Origin of the sequence: Pseudomonas tolaasii NCPPB 2192 (assembly GCF_002813445.1) — a bacterium.
Lineage (GTDB): Bacteria > Pseudomonadota > Gammaproteobacteria > Pseudomonadales > Pseudomonadaceae > Aquipseudomonas > Aquipseudomonas tolaasii.
Genome location: NZ_PHHD01000001.1, coordinates 6,392,314 through 6,412,891 on the forward strand (window position 1 = coordinate 6,392,314; position 20,578 = coordinate 6,412,891).

Consider the following 20,578-nt stretch of genomic DNA (forward strand, 5'->3'; position numbering starts at 1 on the left):
TGACGCAAGTGTGTGCCTGGGCTTATGATCAATCCAACGAATGTTTCTTATGCAATACATCTCAGAGATTCATGAATGTCAGGCTACCCCAGCATCGATACCGACGTGTTGCGCACCTTTGTCGCCATCGCCGACCAGGGCGGTTTTACCCGTGCCGGCGAACAGGTCAACCGCACCCAGTCGGCGGTGAGCATGCAGATGAAGCGTTTGGAAGAAGACGTGCTGCAACGCAAGCTGTTCGAGCGCGACGGTCGTCAGGTTCGCCTCACGCCCGAAGGTCAGGTGTTGCTGGGGTATGCGCGGCGCATCCTGAAACTGCACAGCGAGGTGTTCAACACCCTGCGCGAGCCGCATATGGTGGGGCTGGTGCGCATCGGCACGCCGGATGACTACGTGATGCGCTTCCTGCCGGGCATTCTCAAACGGTTTTCCAAGGCTTACCCGCTGATTCAAATCGAGATGCACTGCGAGTCGTCGCACGTACTGATGCAGCGCCGGGACCTGGCCTTGACCGTGATCAGCCGCGAGCCCGGCAATGAGCTCGGCGAGTTGTTGCGCACCGAGCGCATGGTGTGGGCGGCGTCGCCGTGCTTTTGTTGGGACGAGCATGAAGCCCTGCCCCTGGCGATTTCCGGCCTCGACAGCTTCTGCACCCAGTGGACCCGCGCGGCGCTGGATGCCGCTGGGCGCGACTATCGCCTGGCGTACCACAGTTCCAACGTGGCCGCGATTCAGGCCGTGGTCAGTTCAGGGTTGGCGGTGATGGTCAGCATGGAAAGCCTGGTGACCGAAGACCTGCGCGTGCTCGGCAGCGAGGAAGGTTTTCCGCCGCTGCCGTCGATGAACCTGCGCTTGCTGCGCAACCCGGCGATGACCTCGCCGATCACCGACTGCCTGGCGGAATACATCCTCGAAGGCTTCAGACTTTAAAGGTCAGCATCACCGCGCACACGGCCAGAAAGCCGCAGAACAGCCCGCGCAATATACGCTCCGGCAATGCATGGGCGACTTTCACGCCCCAACTGATGCTCAGCAGGCCACCGACAGCCAGGGGCACGCCGATTGCCCAGTCCACTTCATGGTGCCAGGCGTAGGTCACCAGCGTCACACTGGTGCTGGGCAATGCCAGCGCCAGGGAAAGCCCTTGTGCGACCACTTGTGTCGTGCCGAACAGGCTGGTCAGCACCGGCGTGGCCACCACCGCGCCACCGACACCAAACAGGCCGCCCATCGAGCCGGAAGCGGCGCCGAGCACGCCGAGCCATGGCCATGAGTAGCGCATCTCGGCAGTCGGCGGCGCATTGCGGGTAAACATGCGCAGCAGGTTGTAGGCCGCCAGTGTGAGCAGAAAGGCGATAAAACCGACGCGCATCGCCCCGGCGTCCAGGCCTACCGCCCAGATCGAGCCGAGCCAGGCAAAGCTGAAACCCATCACGCCCAACGGCAACGCGTGGCGCAGTTCGATGCGGTTGCGCTGGTGATAACGCCACAGGGCCAGCATCACGTTGGGCACCACCATGACCAGCGCCGTGCCTTGGGCAATTTGCTGATCGAGGCCGAACAACACGCCCAGCACCGGAATCGCGATCAGCCCGCCACCAATGCCAAACAGGCCGCCCACCGTACCGAGGGCCGCGCCCAATACCAGATACATCGCTAAATCCAACACCGCTCGCCACTCCAAAAGCCCAGGCCTCGCATGCTACGCAGTCGCCTCTGGCGCGGAAACGCACAGCAACGCACAATGGCTATGCCAACTTCGCATAAGCGCCTGCCCATGAACCCCAATACCCTCACCGATCAACTCGGCCTGTTTCTGGATGTGCTGGAAACCGGCAGCTTCTCCGCCGCCGCCCGCCGTCATCCACTGACGCCTTCGGCGGTGGCCCGGCGTATCGATAGCCTGGAAGCCTCGGTAGGCAGCCGTTTGTTTCAGCGCAGCACCCACGCCGTGGTGCCGACGCCTGCCGGGTTGGCGTTTGCCGAGCGGGCGCGGCGAATAGTCAGTGAGTTGCAGCTGGCGCGCGCCGAAGCCGTGTCCCTCAGCCATGCGCCGGAAGGCCTGATTCGTGTCGATGCCCCAGCCGCGTTTGGTCGCCGGCATTTGGCGCCGGTAATTGCCGACTTTCTGAACGTGTACCCGGGGCTGGATGTGCACCTGCACTTGATCGACAGTTTCGTCGATATGCAGGGCACGCACTTGGGCAAGGTCGATCTGGTGCTGCGCGCCGGGCATATTGTGGACACGCGGCTGATTGCGACACCGCTGGCCAGCATTGTACGGATCGCCTGTGCGAGCCCGGCCTACCTGAAAAGCCGTGGCACGCCCACTCATCCGAGCGAACTGAGCGAGCACGACGGCCTGGATTGGGACGGCCTGGCGCCAACCTTCGCCTGGCGTTTCGAAATGGACGGCCGGCGCGCTACGTACCGGCCACGCCGCATCCGCATGGGTGCCAACAACGCCGAAGCGCTGCTTTCGGGTGCCCTCGCCGGGCTGGGGATTGCACATCTGCCTACCTGGCTGGCCAGCGAATACTTGGTGCGCGGCGAACTGTTGCCACTGTTTTGCGAAAACGGCCTGCCCAGCCCGGAAACCACCGGCATCTACGCGCTGCGCCTGGAACAACAGGCCAGCGCCCGCAGCCGTCTGCTTCTGGAATACTTGAAGTCACGTTTCAGCCCGGTGCCGCCATGGGATCTGGCGCTGCAAAGTGGGTTGGTCTGACCACCCGGCCAGAATTGTCTGGCGCATTAAAGATTTGCCCGCTAGATTCCAGCCCAGACACGTTTTTTAAGGCACCGCCATGAGCAAGAACCCTGATCCGTGCGAATCCCTGATGCTGGACAACCAGCTGTGCTTCGCCCTGCACTCCACCTCGTTGCTGATGACCAAGGTCTACAAGCCCTTGCTGCAAGCCCTTGGCCTGACCTATCCGCAATACCTGGCCATGATGGTGCTGTGGGAAGAGGATGGTTTGACGGTAGGCGAAATCAGCAGCCGCCTGCTCACCGACCCCGGCTCACTGACGCCCCTGCTCAAGCGCCTCGAAGCCGAAGGCCTGCTCAGCCGTACCCGCAGCCGTGAGGATGAACGGGTGGTGGTGGTGGAACTGACCGACGCGGGTCGTGCCTTGCAGGACAAGGCGATGGGCATTCCCCAGTGCATCCTGGGGGCCAGTGGCCTGCAATTGGAGCAGTTGCGCAAGCTCCAGAGCGACCTGGTCGCGCTGCGCAGTAACCTGCAGGCCAACGTCTGACGCGGTAGACCGGCCCGGATGGCTAATGTGGGAGCTGGCTTGCCTGCGATGACGGTACATCAGCGATGAACGCATCGACTGACACACCCCTATCGCAAGCAAGCCAGCTCCCACATTTTTTGGGTGATGACTAAAATTTTTGTAAATTTATCTTGCGCGATAAATATTAGCGCTATACATTTGCCTCACCAACTACTTAGCGCGCAAAAATTTCGCGCCAAAACCAAGAGGAAAAAGCCATGCAAACTCTCTATACCGCAGTAGCCACCGCCACCGGCGGCCGTGACGGCCGTGCTGTTTCCAGCGACAACATCCTCGACGTCAAACTCTCCACCCCCAAAGAGCTCGGTGGGGCCGGTGGTCAGGCGACCAACCCGGAACAACTGTTCGCTGCCGGTTACTCGGCCTGCTTTATCGGCGCACTGAAATTCGTCGCCAGCCAGACCAAGCGCAAAATCCCGGATGACGCTTCGATCACTGCCCACGTCGGCATCGGCCAGATCCCCGGCGGTTTCGGTCTGGACATCGACCTGAACATCAACCTGCCCGGCCTGGCCCAGGACGACGCGCAAAGCCTGGTCGAAGCTGCCCATCAAGTCTGCCCGTACTCCAACGCCACCCGTGGCAACGTTGATGTACGCCTGCACGTGACCGTCTGAAAATGACCTCGGCCGCCCCTGGAGAAAACAATGAACACAATTGGTAAAGCGCTCACCGGCACCCTGCTCGCCCTGTCCATCAGCAACGCCTTCGCCGCTACCGGCGATGTCGAGCACACCACCCAGGCTTTTCTGGATGTGTTGAACGCAGGCACCGGCAAACCGATGGAGCAACTGACACCGAAGGACGCCCGCGCGGTGTTGACCGGCCCGCAAGCCAGCGTGAAGCTGACCCTGCCCGCAGCGGATGTGAGCCAGAAAACCATCGAGGTTGATGGCAAGCCGCTGAACCTGACCATCGTGCGGCCAGCCGGAGTCAAAGGCACATTGCCGGTGTTCATGTTCTTCCACGGTGGCGGCTGGGTGCTGGGGGATTACCCGACCCATGAACGTCTGGTACGGGACTTGGTGGTGGGTTCGGGGGCTGCCGCGGTGTTCGTCAACTACACCCCTTCGCCGGAAGCGCATTACCCGGTCGCAATCAACCAGGCTTACGGCGCGACACAATGGGTGGCCGAGCATGGCCAGGAAATCAACGTGGATGGCAAGCGCCTGGCGGTCGCAGGCAACAGCGTCGGCGGCAATATGGCGGCAGTGGTCAGCCTGATGGCCAAGGACAAAGGCACACCGGCGATCAAATTCCAGCTGCTGCTGTGGCCGGTGACTGATGCGAACTTCGAAACGGCGTCCTACAACCAGTTCGCCGAAGGGCACTTCCTCACCAAAAACATGATGAAGTGGTTCTGGGACAACTACACCACCGACGCCAAACAACGCGCCGAGGTCTACGCCTCACCGCTGCGGGCCACCACCGATCAGTTGAAAGGCTTGCCGCCGGCACTGATTCAGACCGCCGGTGCCGACGTACTGCGCGACGAAGGCGAGGCGTATGCCCGCAAGCTGGATGCCGCCGGCGTACCGGTGACCGCCGTGCGCTACAACGGCATGATTCACGACTACGGTTTGCTCAACGTGGTCAGCCAGGTCCCCGAAGTGCGTTCGGCCTTGTTGCAAGCGTCGCAGGAACTGAAACAACACTTGAAGTAAAACGCAGCGCCCACAAAAAAGCCCGACGCATGGTCGGGCTTTTTCATTCGTACGGTTTGGCCAGAATTACTTCTTGGCGCGACCTTTGTACGAACCACCTTCGCGGGTGTCGATCTCGATCAGGTCGTCGATTTCGATGAAATCGGCCACTTGCAGTTCGGTACCGTTGCTCAGTTTGGCAGGCTTCATCACCTTGCCCGAAGTGTCACCGCGAGCGGAACCTTCGGTGTAGGCCACTTTACGCACGATGGTGGTCGGCAGCTCTACGGAAACCAGGCGCTCTTCGAAGAAAATGGCTTCGCAGACGTCTTCCATGCCTTCTTCGATGAACGGCAGAACGGCTTCGATATCTTCGGCGTTCAGCTCGTACATGGTGTAGTCGGTGGTGTCCATGAACGTGTAGGTGTCACCGCTGATGAAGGACAGAGTCGCTTCCTTGCGGTCCAGGATCACGTCGTCCAGTTTGTCGTCGGCGCTGTAAACGATCTCGGTCTTGTAACCGGTCAGCAGGTTCTTCAGCTTGGTCTTCATGATTGCGCTGTTACGACCAGACTTGGTGAACTCAGCTTTCTGAACCAGCCAAGGGTCGTTTTCGAGACGGATCACTGTACCGGGTTTCAGTTCTTTACCAGTTTTCATTGCATATATCCGAAATTTGGATGGGATTTACAAAAATCAAGGTGGCGTATCATATCCAACTTTCATAAAACTGTACCAGCGCCGTCGCAAGATCGGCCTGCAAGCCTTGTTCCAGACACCATGCCTGCGCGTGCTGGCTGACTTCGGGCCAGTGCTCCAGCAGCATTTTCCACGGTTGTGTCATATCGCCATCCGTATTCCAGGCTTGCCAAAGCGTGATCACCGCCGCCTTTGCCGCCGCAGACAAGCCTGCGGTGTACAGCTCCAGGAACGCATCGAGCTTGTCCAGATGGATGTCTTCATCCTGCCTGTAGATGTGCCATAACAGCGGTCGCCCGGCCCATTGAGCGCGCACGAACGAGTCTTCGCCACGCACGGCGTTGAAGTCACAGCACCACAAAAAGCGGTCATATTGCTCCTGACGCACAAACGCAATGACCTGCACGGTCAGCGCTTCGCGCTCGTGGACGTCCCCCGCGACCAGCCCTTCCACACCCAGCCAACGCTGCACATCGCCCAGGATCCGCCCTTCCGGCACCAGCAGATGGGTGGCGCGCCCGTCCGCTGCCAACACGTCGAGCCAACTGGCGAGCCCGGCATTTTCGTAGGCAAACAGCGACATTAGCCGTGCGCCCACCGCAGGAAAAATCCCCAGGCCGTGCAGGAATTGCCGCTGCGCAACGGCGTCCTGCTGAAACGCCTGACGCTGCTGCAGCAATCCCTTCTCACGCAATAAACCGCCGGTTCCTTCACGAAACCCCGGAAAAAAGAAGTACTTCTGCACGCCCTTGAACTTCACCGATGGCAATCGATGGCAGCCCACCACCCAGTCTTCGGCGCTCAGGTAATCCAGGTTCATCCACAACGGCGCAGCTTCGCGCGCGGCCATGGCTTCCATGTAATCCGGCGGGAGTTGGCAGGCGAAAGCGGCAATGACTACGTCGGCGGGCTCGGTAGGTGGCCATTCGACCGGCCAATGACGGACTTCGACACCTTCTTGCCACTGCTGGCCGAGCTGCACATCAATCTCAGGGCACATGCGCTCAAAGGCCCGCAGGTCATCGACCCACAAACGCACGTCGCAGGCGTGTTCCACCACCAATTGACGGGCCAGGCGCCAGGTCACGCCGATGTCGCCATAGTTATCGACGACGCTGCAAAAAATATCCCAGCGGGCTTTCATTCCGGGCTCCACCACTCAAAGGCTCGATTGTCCGCATAAATGCGCCGATGCAGAAGGCTTGATCGCGATTATTCTGCACAGTGGCTGTGCGACAATCGCCGCCAGCCCGCCAATGCCTGCCAGGAGGCCACCATGCCGGATCGTCCGCTGTCACTGTTCAAACTGTGTGTTGCCATCGCGTTCGGCCTTTGGCTGGGGTTTATCGCCATTGTGCTGACCACCTGGCTGGCCTCTCGCTATTTGTTCCCGCAAAGCCTGGCGCCTGTGGCACAAGCCGTTCAGCAGTTGGGCAAACCGGCTGCCGTTGCGCCGGAGCCGCCCAACCGGATGTTTGAGCAGTACACCGACAACCTGCGCAAACAGGAGCAACAGCAATCTCTGGATCAGGCTCGAAGCAATGCGCGCAACCTGTCCAACCCCAAGTGCCAGTTCTGGCTGCAACAGGACCAGAACGCGCCCAACGAAAAGACCCGGGCCAATGTCCTGCAATTCTGTGATTGATGACCATGAATAAACACGCCGTCCACCTGTTGATCCTGGAAAAGCTCTGCGCCGACCTCGAGATCGCCCAACGTGCTGCGCAAACCGCTTATGAAACCGCGACCCACGAAGAAAACATCGCGGAAAACAAATACGACACGTTAGGGCTGGAGGCTTCTTATCTGGCGGCCGGGCAAGCCAGGCGCGTCGAGGAGATCAAACAGGCGCTGGCGCTGTGCAACGGCATGCCGCTGCGTGCCTATGATGATCAGCGGGGTATAGAAGTGGGTGCATTGCTGGGGCTGGAAGACGAGAACGGTCGCCAGCAGTGGCTGTTTCTGGCGCCGGATGCGGCGGGCTTGAAGGTGGACGTGGTGGGACAACCGGTGACCGTCATCACCCCGCGCTCACCGCTGGGCAAAAGCCTGCTGGGCAAGTTTGAGGGTGATGAGGTGGAGATTCTGGTGGCCGGCGCCCGGCAACATTTTACGGTTACCGAGGCCAAATAGCCGAAGCGCTTTTATGGCGAGGGAGCTTGCTCCCTCGCCACAACAAGCTAGCCTGCACAGCTATGCAATATCAGTGGACAGGCAGTTCCACGCCGTCAAACAACTCTTCCAGTTCCTGCTTGTTGTGGCACTGGATCGCCTTGGCCATGACTTCGCGGGTCAGGTGCGGTGCGAATTTTTCGATGAAGTCGCACATGAAGCCACGCAGGAAAGTGCCGCGACGGAAACCGATCTTGGTGACGCTGGATTCGAACAGCTCGCTGGCGTCGAGCACGACCAGATCTTTGTCCAGTGCCGTGTCCACGGCCATCTTGGCGACGATGCCGACGCCCAGGCCCAGACGCACGTAAGTCTTGATCACGTCGGCGTCGGCGGCGGTGAACACCACTTTTGGCGTGAGGCCACGGTGGCTGAAGGCTTCGTCGAGCTTGGAACGGCCGGTGAAACCGAACACGTAAGTCACAATCGGGTATTCGGCCAAGGCTTCCAGAGTCAGCTTGGGCAGCTTGGCCAGCGGGTGGCCTTGAGGCACAACCACGCAACGGTTCCAGCGATAGCACGGCATCATCACCAGATCGCCGAACAGCTCCAGCGCTTCAGTGGCGATGGCGAAGTCGACGGTGCCGTCAGCGGCCATCTCGGCGATCTGCATCGGCGAGCCCTGGTGCATGTGCAGCGCCACATCGGGGTATTGTTTGATGAAATCGCGGATCACCGGCGGCAGTGCGTAACGTGCCTGAGTGTGAGTGGTGGCGATCGACAGGGTGCCTTTTTTCTCGTTGGAGAATTCCTGGGCGATCTGCTTGATGCTTTCGACCTTGCGCAGAATCTCGCCAGCCGTGGTGATGATCCGCTCGCCGGCCGGGGTGACGCGGGTCAGGTGCTTGCCGCTGCGCGCGAACACCTCGACGCCCAGCTCGTCTTCGAGCAGGCGGATCTGCTTGCTGATACCGGGTTGCGAGGTGTAGAGGCTTTGAGCAGTAGCGGAAACGTTGAGGTCGTGGTGCGCCACTTCCCAGATGTAGCGCAGTTGTTGAAGCTTCATATGTGTCCCTCAAAGCAGATAGACGCCACGGGTATCAGCGACGGTATATAACTATATTAAAGGTTATACGGATAAATCTAGAACTTTTTATCGTTTTCTACCCGTCATATGTCATCGCTGCGTCGCCGCTGCAAAGAGGGCACCAGATAAACCGGTACCGTAGACAGTTGCAACACCCGTGCAGCGGTGCGTCCGAGCGGTGTGGCCGCTGCGGTTGCATGGCTATGACTTCCTACGATCAACAGGTCGACGGAAAGTTTGCGCAACTGGTCGAGAATCACCTCGCACGGGTCCCCCTGGATCACCCGCACCGAGCGAATCAATTGCAGGTCCTGCTCCCCTTCCCCCAACTCCTCGCGAAAACTGTCCAGCACCCGCTGTTCAATCGTCGCCATCACGGTGGTCAGCCCCTGGCTCTGCCACTCATTCAAGGCCTTCTCATCAAGGTAGCTCTGCAACACCGATTCGGCGAACAGCCCGATCGGCTCCACCACGTGAATCACGTACAAATCCGCCTTGAACGTTCGGGCCAGTGCCAGCGCATGTTGCATCACGTAAGGCGCATACAGACCGAGGTCCGTGGCGTACAGCATCGAACGGATCATAGAACCTCCTGGTCAGCCAGGATGGCGGAGATTGAATCAGCTTAGCAGCGCCTTGGGCAGTCCGGCTCAGCTCCCGGTCTGGATTTTCAATTCGTTACTGATGCCATGGGGCACGTGCCCGGTGGCGACCACTTCCCGGGCCTTCTCGCAATGCCCGGCCTGGTCATCGAAAAACACATCGGCGGCGAAGGCCTCCAGGAACGCGGATTTCTCCAGCCCCCCGAGAAACAGCGATTCGTCGAGGCGAATATCCCACTCACGCAAGGTGCGGATCACCCGCTCGTGGGACGGCGCCGAGCGCGCGGTGACCAGCGCCGTGCGGATCGGGCACCCATCGTCGACAAACTCGCGCTGCAACAAATTAAGCGCCGCGAGGAAGCCTTTGAACGGGCCGCCGTGCAGCGGCTGGCGTGCCGACTCGCGCTCGCTGGCCTGAAACGCCTCAAGGCCGCCGGACTGGTAAACCCGCTCCGACTCATCGGAAAACAGCACCGCATCGCCATCAAACGCGATGCGCAATTCCTCACTCGAGGCCCGCCGCGCGCCGCCCGACAAGATTGTCGCGGCGGCAAAACCGGCATCGAGGGCGCTACGCACATCTTCGGCATGGGTGGAGAGAAACAGATGACAGCCAAAAGCGGCCAAATAAGGGTATGGACTACGCCCGCCCACGAAGGCCGCGCGGGAAATATCCAGCCCGTAATGCTGGATCGAATTGAACACGCGCAGGCCGGTGTCCGCGCTGTTGCGTGACACCAGCACCACCTCGACTCGCGCCCGGCCGAGGCTGGCGTTGAGGCTTAAAAGTTTTTTGACCAGCGCAAACGCATCGCCAGGTTCGAGGATCTCTTCCTCGTGTTCGATCTGGTACTTGCGATACGCCTCAACCCCTTCAGCCTCATAGACCTTGTGGCTGTCACTCAGGTCAAACAGCGCCCGCGATGAAATCGCCAGCACCAGTTTGTCGCCCAATCCCTTTGCCATGGTGTTTCCCCCGGTGTCTGCGCGTCAATCCACGCCGAATCAACGATTGTGCCGGTCAATGAAGCTCAAGGCCTGATACAGCGCCTGCATGCGTGGCAACTCGCAACCTGCCGCCTTGGCAGCCGCAAGCGGGCGGGCGTAGATCGCCGCCAGTTCCAGCGGGCGTTTGTGCACATGGTCGTGGTACATGCTGGGCAGGTAGTCGTCCATGGTTTCGGTCATGGCGAACATCTGCCCGGCGTAGCTGGCGGGAATGTCATGGCCACACGCGTGGGCGCCTTTCACCACTTCGGCCATCAATGCCTGGATCAATTCGCGGCTCGACTCGTCGGCCATCATCGCCGTGGTGCCGGTGCCGAGCAATACGGACAGACCGTTGTAAGGCACATTCCACACCAGCTTGTGCCAGCGCGCCTGATGCACGTTGGCCATGGCCTGGGAGTCGATACCGGCCTTGTGAAACAGCGCGGCGCCCTCTTCGACGATGGCTTGCTGGCGCGCCTCATCAGTGCCCGCAGTACCACTGTGGTAGCCCAGGTTGACCCGCCCCAGCGCCTGATGCTCGACAACGCCCGGCGCAGAACGGTGCACACCGATGTAGCAGAGACCGCCCAGCAGGTGCAGCGAGGGCGGCAAGTGTTCGCGCAGGCTGTCTTCGACGTCGAGGCCGTTTTGCAGGAGCACCACTTTGGCGTCCGGCGCAGCGACCTGGGCGATAGTGGGGGCAAGGTCCACGTTGCCGGTGGATTTGGTGCCCACCAGCAGCCAGTCACACGGCGGCATATCTGCGGCACTGGCGTAAGCCTGCACCGGGTGCAGGTGCAATTGGCCGTGTAGTTTGCTGTTCAGGCGCAGGCCGTGTTCGCTGACCGCGGCATATTCGCTGCGCAATAAAAAGTGCACATCAAACCCGGCGCGCGCCAGCATCACGCCGTAAAAACCGCCGATGGCGCCGGTGCCGATAATGCCAATGCGTGGCGACTGGGGTGCAACTGCGGTCATGGCAAATCCTCTGGTGTGCGGGTCAGTGCGTGATCAATCGCGTCGGTAAGGTCGGTTTTAACAAGACGCGTGTGTAATTGCCCGAGAAACTGACCCTCGCACACGAGGAACAACGCGGGCAAATGAAAGATCTCGTAGCGCTCGACCGCCCCGCCATTGTGCCCGGCATCGACCCAGCACACGCGGTCCACCGGCAAAGGCCAGCCCGGCAACTGTTGGCGTGCCCAGCGGCAACTCGAACAGCCTGCGCCTGTGAACACCAGCAGCGAAATACCTGGCAATCCCAGCAATTGCTGGTCAATATCCAGGTCGGTCAATTCCAGTTCCTTCACTATACTGCTGCCACCGCCGTCAACTGGACGGTGCTCGGAGTCCGTGTACATGGGTCGTTTTTTACCTCACCCTGATGATGTCGCTGTCGAGTTAATCCAACGTCCCGCTCCCGCCATTCCCCGCCAACGCCTGCACACTATCGGCCTGGGCGGCGTCGCCTGCAATTGCCCGCGTGCGTGGCGCCAGGGGACTGCCGTGGACCTGCGTATCCCGACCCTGGGCGCCAGCGCCCGCTATCCGGGCTATGTGGCCTGGTGCCGCAAGGTGGAAAACGGCTACCGCATCGGCATCTCGTTTACCGATGAACACGCCTTGTTTGGCGCGCGGATGGGCGAACAAGTGTGCCAGATCGAACGCTACTGCCGCCTGCATGAACACACTGAGCCAACCCCTGCGCAACTCGAAACCCTGGCTCGCGAGTGGGTTTCACGCCATGCCGGCGAGTTCGCCCATGAGACGTTTGTGCAGCCGGCGCTGGATTAAACCCGGCTTTGCCCATTGTCGCCGGCCCGTGTTACGCGCTAAGGTTCCTCCCCCCTGCATTCAAATCATGCTGTGCCCGCCGCACGGGGATGGCTGGCGGCCGGCACCCGTGACCCTGACGAGTAACACGATGGCTGATTTACCGATCAACGACCTTAACGTCGAATCCAACGAGACCCTGATCACGCCCGATCAGCTCAAACGCGAAATCCCCTTGAGCGACGCTGCCCTGCAGACCGTCACCAAGGGCCGCGAAGTCATCCGTGACATCCTCGACGGCACCGACCACCGCCTCTTCGTAGTGATCGGCCCATGCTCGATCCACGACCTCAAGGCTGCCCACGAATACGCCGAGCGTCTGAAAGTACTGGCGGCGGAAGTGTCCGACACCCTGTACCTGGTGATGCGTGTGTATTTCGAGAAGCCGCGTACCACGGTCGGCTGGAAAGGCTTGATCAACGACCCGTATCTGGACGACTCGTTCAAGATTCAGGATGGCCTGCACATCGGTCGTCAATTGCTACTGGACCTGGCCGAAATGGGCCTGCCAACCGCGACCGAAGCGCTCGACCCGATCTCTCCGCAGTACCTGCAGGACCTGATCAGTTGGTCGGCCATCGGTGCGCGCACCACCGAATCCCAGACTCACCGCGAAATGGCCTCCGGCCTGTCTTCGGCGGTGGGTTTCAAGAACGGTACCGATGGCGGCCTGACGGTTGCGATCAACGCACTGCAATCGGTCTCGAGCCCGCATCGCTTTCTGGGTATCAACCAGGAAGGTGGCGTGTCCATCGTCACCACCAAGGGCAACAACTACGGCCACGTGGTATTGCGCGGCGGCAACGGCAAGCCCAACTATGATTCGGTCAGCGTTGCGCTGTGCGAGCAGGCGCTGAACAAGGCGAAGATCAAGCCAAACATCATGGTCGACTGCAGCCACGCCAACTCCAACAAGGACCCGGCCCTGCAGCCGCTGGTGATGGAAAACGTCGCCAACCAGATTCTGGAAGGCAACCAGTCGATTATTGGCCTGATGGTCGAAAGTCATCTGAACTGGGGCTGCCAGGCGATTCCGAAAGACCTGGCCGACCTGCAATACGGCGTGTCGATCACCGATGCCTGCATCGACTGGTCTGCCACCGAGACCACCTTGCGCAGCATGCACGCCAAGCTCAAGGACGTATTGCCGAAACGCAAACGCACCTGAGTTCGTCTGCGCGCCTGAAACCAGGCGCACACAAAAACGCCGGGCTAAGCCCGGCGTTTTTCGTGGTGCAGTTGCGTCTTACAGCTTCGCGGCATGGCGCTGGTGACGCTCCATGTAACGCTCGACGTAAGAGCAGGACGGGATCACTGTGTAGCCGGACTCTTCCGCGAACTTCAACGCTTCTTCGGTCAGCGCGGCGGCAATGCCACGGCCGCGCAGCGCGTTGGGCACGAACGTGCGATAGATATCCAGGGTCTGCTTCCCGAGGTCCATGTAGGTCAGGTAGGCACGATGACCGTCCACATTGGTCTCGAACTGATGACCTGCCTGGTCATGGTGGATGGACAACGCCTCGCTCATCACTACTCCTCGCGGGTCTTGAATTTCGACCCCTACCTTACCGATGTTTTTCCGGCGAAGGAACATCTACGCCACCCCGTGCCGGTTCCGACAGCGAGAAAACCCATAGCGCTCACAACCAGCACACAGGGAATAGTAGGCACCAATGCTGCAATAGCTCAAGGCGCGCCTGTCATCCCCTGCCGCTGGCGGTTACAGAAAGGGCTTCGATCAACCTGCGATCGATAGCCTGAACATTGCCGGCAGTTGAAGCTTGAGACGAACTAACGCTCTTAAAGTCACCTCTACATGCGTGAAAGATGCCGTGTACAGTAAAGGCCGGCGTTACTGAAGTGTCATCGTAGATATATAAAATTTTACCTGTCCAACGCGCCTGACACATGCGGGCCGGACCTTTCAGACTGGATCCAGTTCCCGGTAAAACGAAAAAAACTGGACAGTTTTTATACAAACCTCCAAAAGATTAGCCAAAATAGAATCGGCGCAAGAATTTTTTTTGCTTCTTGCGCTACGTCAGTTTACTTACTACAAGTAATGAGTAGTATGTACGCCGGCTATCAGCTCACTCTGAGACAGTAGCCATTTAATAGAAAGTCCTTGAAGGGGAACACGATGAACAACGTTCTGAAATTCTCTGCTCTGGCTCTGGCCGCAGTTCTGGCTACCGGTTGCAGCAGCGTCTCCAAAGAAACCGAAGCTCGTCTGACTGCAACTGAAGACGCAGCAGCTCGCTCCCAGGCTCGTGCAGACGAAGCCTACCGTAAAGCTGATGAAGCTCTGGCTGCTGCTCAAAAAGCACAACAGACTGCTGACGAAGCTAACGAGCGCGCTCTGCGCATGCTTGAAAAAGCAAGCCGCAAGTAATAATCCTTCGGGGTTGTTACCAAGCCGATCCATTCTTGGGTCGGCTTTTTTATTGCCCGCGATTCAGTGATGAATCGGGCAATAAAAAGCCCGCCGCAGCGCAAGGCTGGGGCGGGCTTTTGATCGGGCAGCTTATTGCTGCAAGTCAACCGGCGTGCTGGAAGCCACCGGCGCGTTACCGCCCGGTACGCCGATCTCGGTCGGCAAACCATCTTCAGCTGCCACCACGTCGCGCACCTGATCCCAGTTCACTCGCAGGTTGTTGGCCAGGTCTTCACGCTTGAGCAAGGCGTTGATCACCGCCGTGTGTTTGTCGACCACCGACGGTGTGCCGTCGTCATTGAGCGGTGTGTGCGCTTCGAGGTACACCTTGCCGCCGCTGCTGCCGAACTTGTAGGCATCATTGATGATGCGCACCGAGGTCCCTACCGGCACCATGTCGGCCATTTCCAGCACATTGTTGTTGAACATGCGGAAGCAACCGTGACTTGTACGCGTACCGATACCAAATTTCATGTTGGAACCGTGAATCAGGTAACCCGGCGTGCCGAGGGTGAACTTGAACGGCCCCAGCGGGTTATCCGGGCCGGCCGGCACCACGTTGGGCAACGGGTCACCATTGGCGGCGTGTTCGGCCTTGATCGAGGCTGGCGGCGTCCACGTCGGGTTGGGGATCTTGCCCGTGATGGTGGTGTGCGCAACCGGTGATCCCCAACCTTCACGGCCAATCCCCAGCGGGAAGGTATAAACGACGTTCTGACCCTTGGGGTAGTAGTAGAGCCGGTATTCCGCCAGGTTGATCACGATGCCTTCCCGCGGGCCCGGCGGCAGGATGAAACGCGTAGGCAGCACAATATCGGTACCGGCGCCGGGCAGCCAGGCATCAACGCCAGGGTTGGCCGCAACCATTTCCGAATACCCCAGGTCGTAGGTCGTGCCCAGGTCGGCAAAGGTATCTTCGTACTTGGCCTTGATCACCTGGACCTGACCGACAATGTCCTCACCGGGCGGCGGCAAGGGCAGTTGCAAGGCGCAGGCCGAACCGGCGGCGCAAACGGCAGCGAGAGACAGGCAGCAGGTGACGACGGAAAGGCGCGACAACATCCGGAAAATCCTTCGCAGAACGACGGGTAGGAAAAAGCTGATTGTATACGTGAAGCGCGCGGCAAGCATCAGACAGCCGTGCTTACAGCTCGAAGCGCAGCTCCGGCCAGATCGGCGGTGTGCCGCGTTTTTGCGATTCGAGAATGGCGCGGCACAACGGGCAGAGCCGCTGGTCCTGGAAGATCGAGCGATCCACCGACGACCAGCGTGGTTGCGCCGGTAATAAAGTGCCGCACAACGTGCGATCGATCGAGCCGCCCAATTCCAGTTGACGCGCCACCAGATGCACCCTGACTTCCTGGCAGGCGAACAGATCCAACTGCTCGTCCGGCTCGATCAGTTGGTAGTTAAACAGGGACCAGGCAGGACGCGACATCGGGGGCTCCAAATCGGGGGGGCGCCACCTTAGCCGAAAGCCTGCTGCGAGAGAAGCGTCATAGCAGCGGTTTTAGCGTCGGCCAGACATTTTCCAGCAACTTGCTCTGGGCACCGACTGCAGGGTGAAGCTGGTCGGCCTGCATCAACTCTGGATGACCGCCAATCCCTTCAAGAAAAAACGGCACCAGCGGGATATTTTTTTCCGCTGCCAACTCGCCATACACCTTGGCAAACGCGGTGGTATAGCGCGGGCCATAATTGGGCGGCAACTGCATACCCAGCAGCAAGACCTTGGCGCCGCCTGCTTTGGACTGGTCAATCATCGAAGCAAGATTTTGTTGCAATTGCGCCGGGGGCTGGCCGCGCAGGCCATCGTTGCCACCCAACTCAAGGATCACCACATCCGGCTTATGCTCTGCAAGCGCCGCCGGCAGCCGGGCGAGCCCCCCGGCGCTGGTGTCGCCACTGATGGAAGCGTTGACCACTTTATCGTCGAAACCTTCCTGTTTGAGACGTTGTTCCAGCAAGGCCACCCACCCTTTGCTGGTATCCAGGCCGAAACCGGCACTGATACTATCGCCAACGATCAGGACTGTACCCGCCGCTGCGTTCTGGGCCATGCACATCAAGGCCAGGCCAGCACTCAAAAACCACATTCGCATCGGATTCTCCATGGGCGCAAGCATTCTCACCGCGCGGAACCTTAGCAAAGTGGTTCCCAGCGCGGAAGGTGAACTGACTATCCTGCACGAACTGAGCCTGGAACTGAACAAGGGCGACAGCCTGGCCATCGTCGGCAGCTCCGGTTCCGGCAAATCCACCCTCCTCGGCCTGCTGGCCGGCCTCGACCTGCCCAGCAGCGGCGAAGTCACCCTCGCCGGCCAGGCCCTGAGCACGCTGGATGAAGACCAGCGCGCACGCATCCGTGCCGAGCACGTGGGCTTCGTGTTCCAATCCTTCCAGTTGCTCGACAGCCTCAATGCGCTGGAAAACGTCATGCTGCCGCTGGAACTGGACGGCCGCAAAGACGCCCGCGAGCGCGCCAAACACCTGCTGGAACGTGTCGGCCTCGGCCAGCGTCTCACCCATTCGCCGCGCCAACTCTCCGGCGGCGAGCAACAACGCGTCGCCATTGCCCGCGCGTTCGCTGCCGAGCCGGATGTGCTGTTTGCCGACGAGCCCACCGGTAACCTCGACAGCCACACCGGCGAGCGCATCAGCGACTTGCTGTTCGAGCTCAATAAAGAAAGCGGCACGACCCTGGTGCTGGTCACCCACGACGAGCGTCTGGCCCATCGTTGCCGACGCCTGATCCGCCTTGAAGCCGGCCTGATGGTCGCGCCCCTGGAGCCTTGATGGCACGTTTGCCGCTGTTGCGCCTGTTCAGCCTTGCCATGCGCCAATTGCTGCGTGATGCCCGCGCCGGCGAGTTGCGCGTCCTGTTCTTCGCGCTGTTGGTAGCCGTGGCGGCCAGTACCGCCATCGGCTACTTCGGCGCGCGCCTCAATGGCGCCATGCTGCTGCGCGCCACCGAGTTTCTGGGGGCAGACCTGGTGCTGGAAGGCAGCTCGCCAGCGCGCCCGGAGCAGATCAAATCCGGGACCGAACTGGGCCTGGACCACGCGCGTATCGTCGAGTTTTCCAGCGTCATCGCGACGGACAACGGCATCCAGCTGTCCAGCATCAAGGCCGTCAACGAGCAATATCCGCTGCGTGGCGAATTGAAAAGTGCTGCCGAGCCGTTTGGTACTGAAACACCGGGCGGCGGCCCGAAACCCGGTGAGGCCTGGGTGGAAGCACGGTTGCTGACGGCGCTGAACCTGAAGGTCGGCGACAGCATCGATGTGGGCATGAAGACCTTGCGCCTGGCGCGCATCCTGACCTACGAGCCGGATCGCGCCGGCAATTTCTACAGTTTGACACCGCGCGTAATGATCAACCTGGCGGACCTGGACGCCACCGGCGTGGTCCAGCCCGGCAGCCGCGTCAGCTACCGCGAACTGTGGCGTGCGCCCCAAGGCACGACGGTGCTGCAAACCTATCGCGACCTGGTCAAGCCGGGGCTCGCCGCCAACCAGCGCTTGCAGGACTCGCGGGACGGCAACCAGCAGATCGGTGGTGCCCTGGGCAAAGCCGAGCGCTACCTGAATATGGCCAGTCTGGTCGCGGTGCTGCTGGCCGGTGTAGCGGTGGCGCTGTCGGCCAACCGCTTTGCCAGTCGCCGTTTCGACGCCAGTGCATTGCTGCGTTGCCTGGGGTTGTCACGACGTGAAGCCATGCTGCTTTTCACCTTCCAACTGAGCGTGTTGGGCCTGTTCGCGAGCCTGGCCGGCGCGGTACTGGGCTGGCTGGCGCAGTTTGGTCTGTTTTATTTCTTGCACGACTTGCTTCCCGCCGACGTGCCGCCGGGCGGGCTGCTGCCGGCCGTCGCGGGCATCGGCACCGGGCTGGTCGCCCTCGCCGGCTTTGCCCTGCCGCCTCTGGCAGCGTTGGGTCGCGTGCCTCCATTGCGGGTTCTGCGCCGCGATTTGCTGCCTGTCCCGTCCAGCACCTGGATGGTCTACGGCGCCGCGCTGTTCGCACTCGGCCTGATCATGTGGCGCCTGAGTCTCGATTTGGTGCTGACCTTCGCGTTGCTGGGCGGCGGCGTGGTGGCTGCGCTGATCCTCGGCGGCCTGCTTTTGTTGCTGCTGCAAAGTCTGCGGCGTCTACTGGCGCGCGCTTCACTGCCCTGGCGCCTGGGGCTTGGCCAATTGTTGCGCCATCCATTGGCAGCTGCCGGCCAATCATTGGCGTTCGGCCTGATTCTGCTATCCATGGGTTTGATCGCCCTGTTACGCGGCGAGTTGCTGGACACCTGGCAGAACCAGTTACCCAAAGATGCCCCCAACTATTTCGCGCTGAACATCCTGCCCGCCGACAAGGACGCCTTTGGTGCACGGTTGCTGGAACTGCAAGCGCAATCGGCCCCGCTGTATCCGGTGGTGCCCGGACGCCTGATCAGCATCAACGGAGAACCGGTACAACAGATCGTCAGCAAGGACTCCAGCGGCGACCGCGCCGTGCAGCGTGACCTGAGCCTGACCTGGGCAGCCGACCTGCCACCGGGCAACGTTCTGACCGCGGGCGCCTGGTGGTCGCAGCAGCCGGGCGATGAAATCCCCGGCGTGTCCGTGGAAGCCAAGGTTGCTGAAAGCCTCAAGCTCAAGCTCAATGACCATCTGGTGTTCACAGTCGGCGGTGAAAACCGCGAGGCTCGTGTCACCAGCCTGCGAACGATCAATTGGGACAACTTCCAGCCCAACTTCTTCATGATCTTTCAGCCCGGCACCTTGAAGGACCTGCCCGCAACTTACCTGACCAGCTTCTATCTGGCACCTGGGAATGATCAACAGATCGTCGACCTCTCGCGCGCCTTCCCGGCCGTCACCATTTTGCAAGTCGAGGCCTTGCTGGAGCAATTGCGCAGCATCCTTGCCCAAGTGACCCTGGCCGTGGAATACGTGCTGCTGTTTGTATTGGCGGCGGGAATGGCCGTTCTGTTCTCCGGCCTGCAGGCCACACTCGACGAGCGGATCCGCCAAGGTGCGCTACTGCGGGCGCTGGGGGCCGAGCGCAGGTTGCTGGTCAAGGCACGGCGTATCGAATTCGGTCTGCTGGGCGCGGTCAGCGGCCTGCTGGCGGCATTGGGCACAGAGCTGGTGACAGGGGTGCTGTACCGCTATGCGTTTGATCTGGCCTGGCACCCTCACCCATGGCTATTGCTGCTGCCGGTGATCGGCGCGGTGCTGATCGGCGGGGCCGGCGTGTTCGGCACACGCCGTGCGTTGAATGCCAGCCCGCTGACGGTACTGCGCGAAGGCTGAAACAAGAATGGCCCGCACCTCTTGCGAGAATGCGGGCCATCACCACCTACTTCACATATTCGATACCGGTGATCCACCAGCACACCTCACCGCCCGGGGTCTGCACGATCGCTTCATCATCGACCTCCTTGCGCAACAAAGCCCGTGCCATGGGTGAGTCGATAGAGATGTAATCCATCCGGTCGTAAATTTCGTCATATCCGACAATGCGAAACCGCTTGGTCTCGCCCTGCTCGTTTTCGATATCGACCCAGGCACCGAAGAACACCTTGCCTTCCTGCTCGGGCATGTACTCCACCACGCGCATGTCTTCCAGACGCTTGCGCAGGTAGCGCACGCGGCGGTCGATTTCACGCAACAGTTTCTTGTTGTACTGGTAATCCGCGTTTTCACTGCGATCCCCCAAGGAGGCCGCCCAGGTCACTTTGCGCGTGGTATCCGGGCGTTTCTCGCGCCACAGGTAATCCAGCTCTTTTTTCAGCGCTTCGTGGCCTTCTTTTGTAATCAGCTTGGTACTCAAACGCTCGTATCCCCAGGCAATGTCCGTTGGTACCGAAGCGCTGCAGCATC

Annotated in this window: 25 protein-coding genes; 12 read left to right on the top strand and 13 right to left on the bottom strand. The window is 60.5% G+C overall.

The features are described 5' to 3' along the window. Nucleotides 1-75: 75 nt before the first annotated feature. Nucleotides 76-930 carry a LysR family transcriptional regulator gene (locus ATI14_RS29135; protein ID WP_016972332.1) on the top strand — a complete coding sequence of 285 codons (855 nt, stop codon included), beginning with the start codon at nucleotides 76-78 and terminating at the stop codon, nucleotides 928-930. On the opposite strand, the gene ATI14_RS29140 is transcribed toward ATI14_RS29135, so the two are convergent. After that, nucleotides 920-1,669, bottom strand: a complete 750-nt coding sequence (locus tag ATI14_RS29140) for a sulfite exporter TauE/SafE family protein (protein ID WP_016972333.1) — start codon at nucleotides 1,667-1,669, stop codon at nucleotides 920-922. The two genes, ATI14_RS29135 and ATI14_RS29140, sit on opposite strands and share 11 nt — an antisense overlap. 108 nt (nucleotides 1,670-1,777) lie before the next feature. Here ATI14_RS29140 and ATI14_RS29145 point away from each other — a divergent pair, with 108 nt between their 5' ends. The 4 genes from ATI14_RS29145 (at nucleotide 1,778) to ATI14_RS29160 (ending at nucleotide 4,966) form a co-directional block, all read left to right on the top strand. Beyond that, nucleotides 1,778-2,728 carry a LysR family transcriptional regulator gene (locus ATI14_RS29145; RefSeq protein ID WP_016972334.1) on the top strand — a complete coding sequence of 317 codons (951 nt, stop codon included), beginning with the start codon at nucleotides 1,778-1,780 and terminating at the stop codon, nucleotides 2,726-2,728. Between the two features lie 79 nt (nucleotides 2,729-2,807). Beyond that, nucleotides 2,808-3,260 (top strand): MarR family winged helix-turn-helix transcriptional regulator, encoded by a 453-nt coding sequence (locus tag ATI14_RS29150; protein WP_017253864.1) that lies wholly within the window; start codon nucleotides 2,808-2,810, stop codon nucleotides 3,258-3,260. A gap of 239 nt (nucleotides 3,261-3,499) precedes the next feature. Further along, on the top strand, nucleotides 3,500-3,919 hold the full coding sequence (locus ATI14_RS29155) for an organic hydroperoxide resistance protein (RefSeq protein WP_016972336.1): 420 nt from the start codon (nucleotides 3,500-3,502) through the stop codon (nucleotides 3,917-3,919). 30 nt (nucleotides 3,920-3,949) lie between these two features. Continuing rightward, nucleotides 3,950-4,966, top strand: a complete 1,017-nt coding sequence (locus ATI14_RS29160; protein ID WP_016972337.1) for an alpha/beta hydrolase — start codon at nucleotides 3,950-3,952, stop codon at nucleotides 4,964-4,966. Nucleotides 4,967-5,032: 66 nt separating this feature from the next. Here ATI14_RS29160 and ATI14_RS29165 read toward each other — a convergent pair whose 3' ends face one another. Together ATI14_RS29165 and earP are read right to left on the bottom strand one after the other, a co-directional pair. After that, a complete protein-coding gene (locus ATI14_RS29165; RefSeq protein WP_003172723.1) occupies nucleotides 5,033-5,605 on the bottom strand; it encodes an elongation factor P in 573 nt (190 codons plus the stop codon). A gap of 49 nt (nucleotides 5,606-5,654) precedes the next feature. Then, nucleotides 5,655-6,788 carry an elongation factor P maturation arginine rhamnosyltransferase EarP gene (gene earP / locus ATI14_RS29170; protein WP_016972338.1) on the bottom strand — a complete coding sequence of 378 codons (1,134 nt, stop codon included), beginning with the start codon at nucleotides 6,786-6,788 and terminating at the stop codon, nucleotides 5,655-5,657. A 132-nt stretch (nucleotides 6,789-6,920) separates the two neighbouring features. On the opposite strand from earP, the gene ATI14_RS29175 reads away from it, so the two are divergent. Both ATI14_RS29175 and ATI14_RS29180 read left to right on the top strand, forming a co-directional pair. After that, nucleotides 6,921-7,289 (top strand): alpha-amylase family protein, encoded by a 369-nt coding sequence (locus ATI14_RS29175; protein ID WP_026082957.1) that lies wholly within the window; start codon nucleotides 6,921-6,923, stop codon nucleotides 7,287-7,289. 5 nt (nucleotides 7,290-7,294) lie between these two features. Then, nucleotides 7,295-7,777: a GreA/GreB family elongation factor gene (locus ATI14_RS29180; RefSeq protein WP_031320072.1), complete on the top strand. Its 483-nt coding sequence runs from the start codon at nucleotides 7,295-7,297 to the stop codon at nucleotides 7,775-7,777. Between the two features lie 70 nt (nucleotides 7,778-7,847). Here ATI14_RS29180 and cysB read toward each other — a convergent pair whose 3' ends face one another. The 5 genes from cysB to ATI14_RS29205 form a co-directional block, all read right to left on the bottom strand. Next, a complete protein-coding gene (gene cysB / locus ATI14_RS29185; RefSeq protein WP_012722988.1) occupies nucleotides 7,848-8,822 on the bottom strand; it encodes an HTH-type transcriptional regulator CysB in 975 nt (324 codons plus the stop codon). Nucleotides 8,823-8,926: 104 nt separating this feature from the next. After that, complete coding sequence (locus ATI14_RS29190; protein ID WP_016972341.1) at nucleotides 8,927-9,427, bottom strand: universal stress protein; 501 nt, start codon at nucleotides 9,425-9,427, stop codon at nucleotides 8,927-8,929. Nucleotides 9,428-9,493: 66 nt separating this feature from the next. Then, nucleotides 9,494-10,411, bottom strand: a complete 918-nt coding sequence (locus ATI14_RS29195) for a 5'-nucleotidase (protein ID WP_016972342.1) — start codon at nucleotides 10,409-10,411, stop codon at nucleotides 9,494-9,496. A gap of 39 nt (nucleotides 10,412-10,450) precedes the next feature. Further along, nucleotides 10,451-11,413, bottom strand: coding sequence for a putative 2-dehydropantoate 2-reductase (locus tag ATI14_RS29200; RefSeq protein ID WP_016972343.1), 963 nt, complete (start codon nucleotides 11,411-11,413; stop codon nucleotides 10,451-10,453). Continuing rightward, on the bottom strand, nucleotides 11,410-11,796 hold the full coding sequence (locus ATI14_RS29205; protein ID WP_016972344.1) for a YbbN family protein: 387 nt from the start codon (nucleotides 11,794-11,796) through the stop codon (nucleotides 11,410-11,412). The genes ATI14_RS29200 and ATI14_RS29205 overlap by 4 nt, the downstream gene beginning before the upstream one ends. On the opposite strand from ATI14_RS29205, the gene ATI14_RS29210 reads away from it, so the two are divergent. Further along, the gene (locus ATI14_RS29210; RefSeq protein ID WP_016972345.1) at nucleotides 11,795-12,229 is read left to right on the top strand and encodes a PilZ domain-containing protein; all 435 of its coding nucleotides are present in this window, start codon (nucleotides 11,795-11,797) and stop codon (nucleotides 12,227-12,229) included. The two genes, ATI14_RS29205 and ATI14_RS29210, sit on opposite strands and share 2 nt — an antisense overlap. A gap of 130 nt (nucleotides 12,230-12,359) precedes the next feature. Then, nucleotides 12,360-13,436 (top strand): 3-deoxy-7-phosphoheptulonate synthase, encoded by a 1,077-nt coding sequence (locus ATI14_RS29215; RefSeq protein ID WP_016972346.1) that lies wholly within the window; start codon nucleotides 12,360-12,362, stop codon nucleotides 13,434-13,436. Nucleotides 13,437-13,514: 78 nt separating this feature from the next. On the opposite strand, the gene ATI14_RS29220 is transcribed toward ATI14_RS29215, so the two are convergent. Then, nucleotides 13,515-13,796 (bottom strand): GNAT family N-acetyltransferase, encoded by a 282-nt coding sequence (locus tag ATI14_RS29220; RefSeq protein WP_003233387.1) that lies wholly within the window; start codon nucleotides 13,794-13,796, stop codon nucleotides 13,515-13,517. Between the two features lie 612 nt (nucleotides 13,797-14,408). On the opposite strand from ATI14_RS29220, the gene oprI reads away from it, so the two are divergent. Next, nucleotides 14,409-14,660, top strand: coding sequence for an outer membrane lipoprotei OprI (gene oprI, locus ATI14_RS29225; protein WP_003172710.1), 252 nt, complete (start codon nucleotides 14,409-14,411; stop codon nucleotides 14,658-14,660). 132 nt (nucleotides 14,661-14,792) lie between these two features. On the opposite strand, the gene ATI14_RS29230 is transcribed toward oprI, so the two are convergent. The 3 genes from ATI14_RS29230 to ATI14_RS29240 form a co-directional block, all read right to left on the bottom strand. Further along, nucleotides 14,793-15,764 carry a L,D-transpeptidase family protein gene (locus tag ATI14_RS29230; RefSeq protein WP_016972347.1) on the bottom strand — a complete coding sequence of 324 codons (972 nt, stop codon included), beginning with the start codon at nucleotides 15,762-15,764 and terminating at the stop codon, nucleotides 14,793-14,795. Between the two features lie 82 nt (nucleotides 15,765-15,846). Then, a complete protein-coding gene (locus tag ATI14_RS29235) occupies nucleotides 15,847-16,140 on the bottom strand; it encodes a hypothetical protein (protein WP_016972348.1) in 294 nt (97 codons plus the stop codon). Nucleotides 16,141-16,198: 58 nt separating this feature from the next. Continuing rightward, entirely contained in the window at nucleotides 16,199-16,804 is a 606-nt protein-coding gene (locus ATI14_RS29240) for an arylesterase (protein ID WP_016972349.1), read from the bottom strand. Nucleotides 16,805-16,814: 10 nt separating this feature from the next. On the opposite strand from ATI14_RS29240, the gene ATI14_RS29245 reads away from it, so the two are divergent. Next, nucleotides 16,815-17,498: an ABC transporter ATP-binding protein gene (locus ATI14_RS29245; RefSeq protein ID WP_016972350.1), complete on the top strand. Its 684-nt coding sequence runs from the start codon at nucleotides 16,815-16,817 to the stop codon at nucleotides 17,496-17,498. Then, entirely contained in the window at nucleotides 17,498-20,008 is a 2,511-nt protein-coding gene (locus ATI14_RS29250) for an ABC transporter permease (protein ID WP_016972351.1), read from the top strand. Before ATI14_RS29245 ends, ATI14_RS29250 begins: the two co-directional genes overlap by 1 nt. 46 nt (nucleotides 20,009-20,054) lie before the next feature. On the opposite strand, the gene greB is transcribed toward ATI14_RS29250, so the two are convergent. Next, nucleotides 20,055-20,528, bottom strand: coding sequence for a transcription elongation factor GreB (gene greB, locus ATI14_RS29255; RefSeq protein ID WP_016972352.1), 474 nt, complete (start codon nucleotides 20,526-20,528; stop codon nucleotides 20,055-20,057). Between the last annotated feature and the right edge of the window lie 50 nt (nucleotides 20,529-20,578).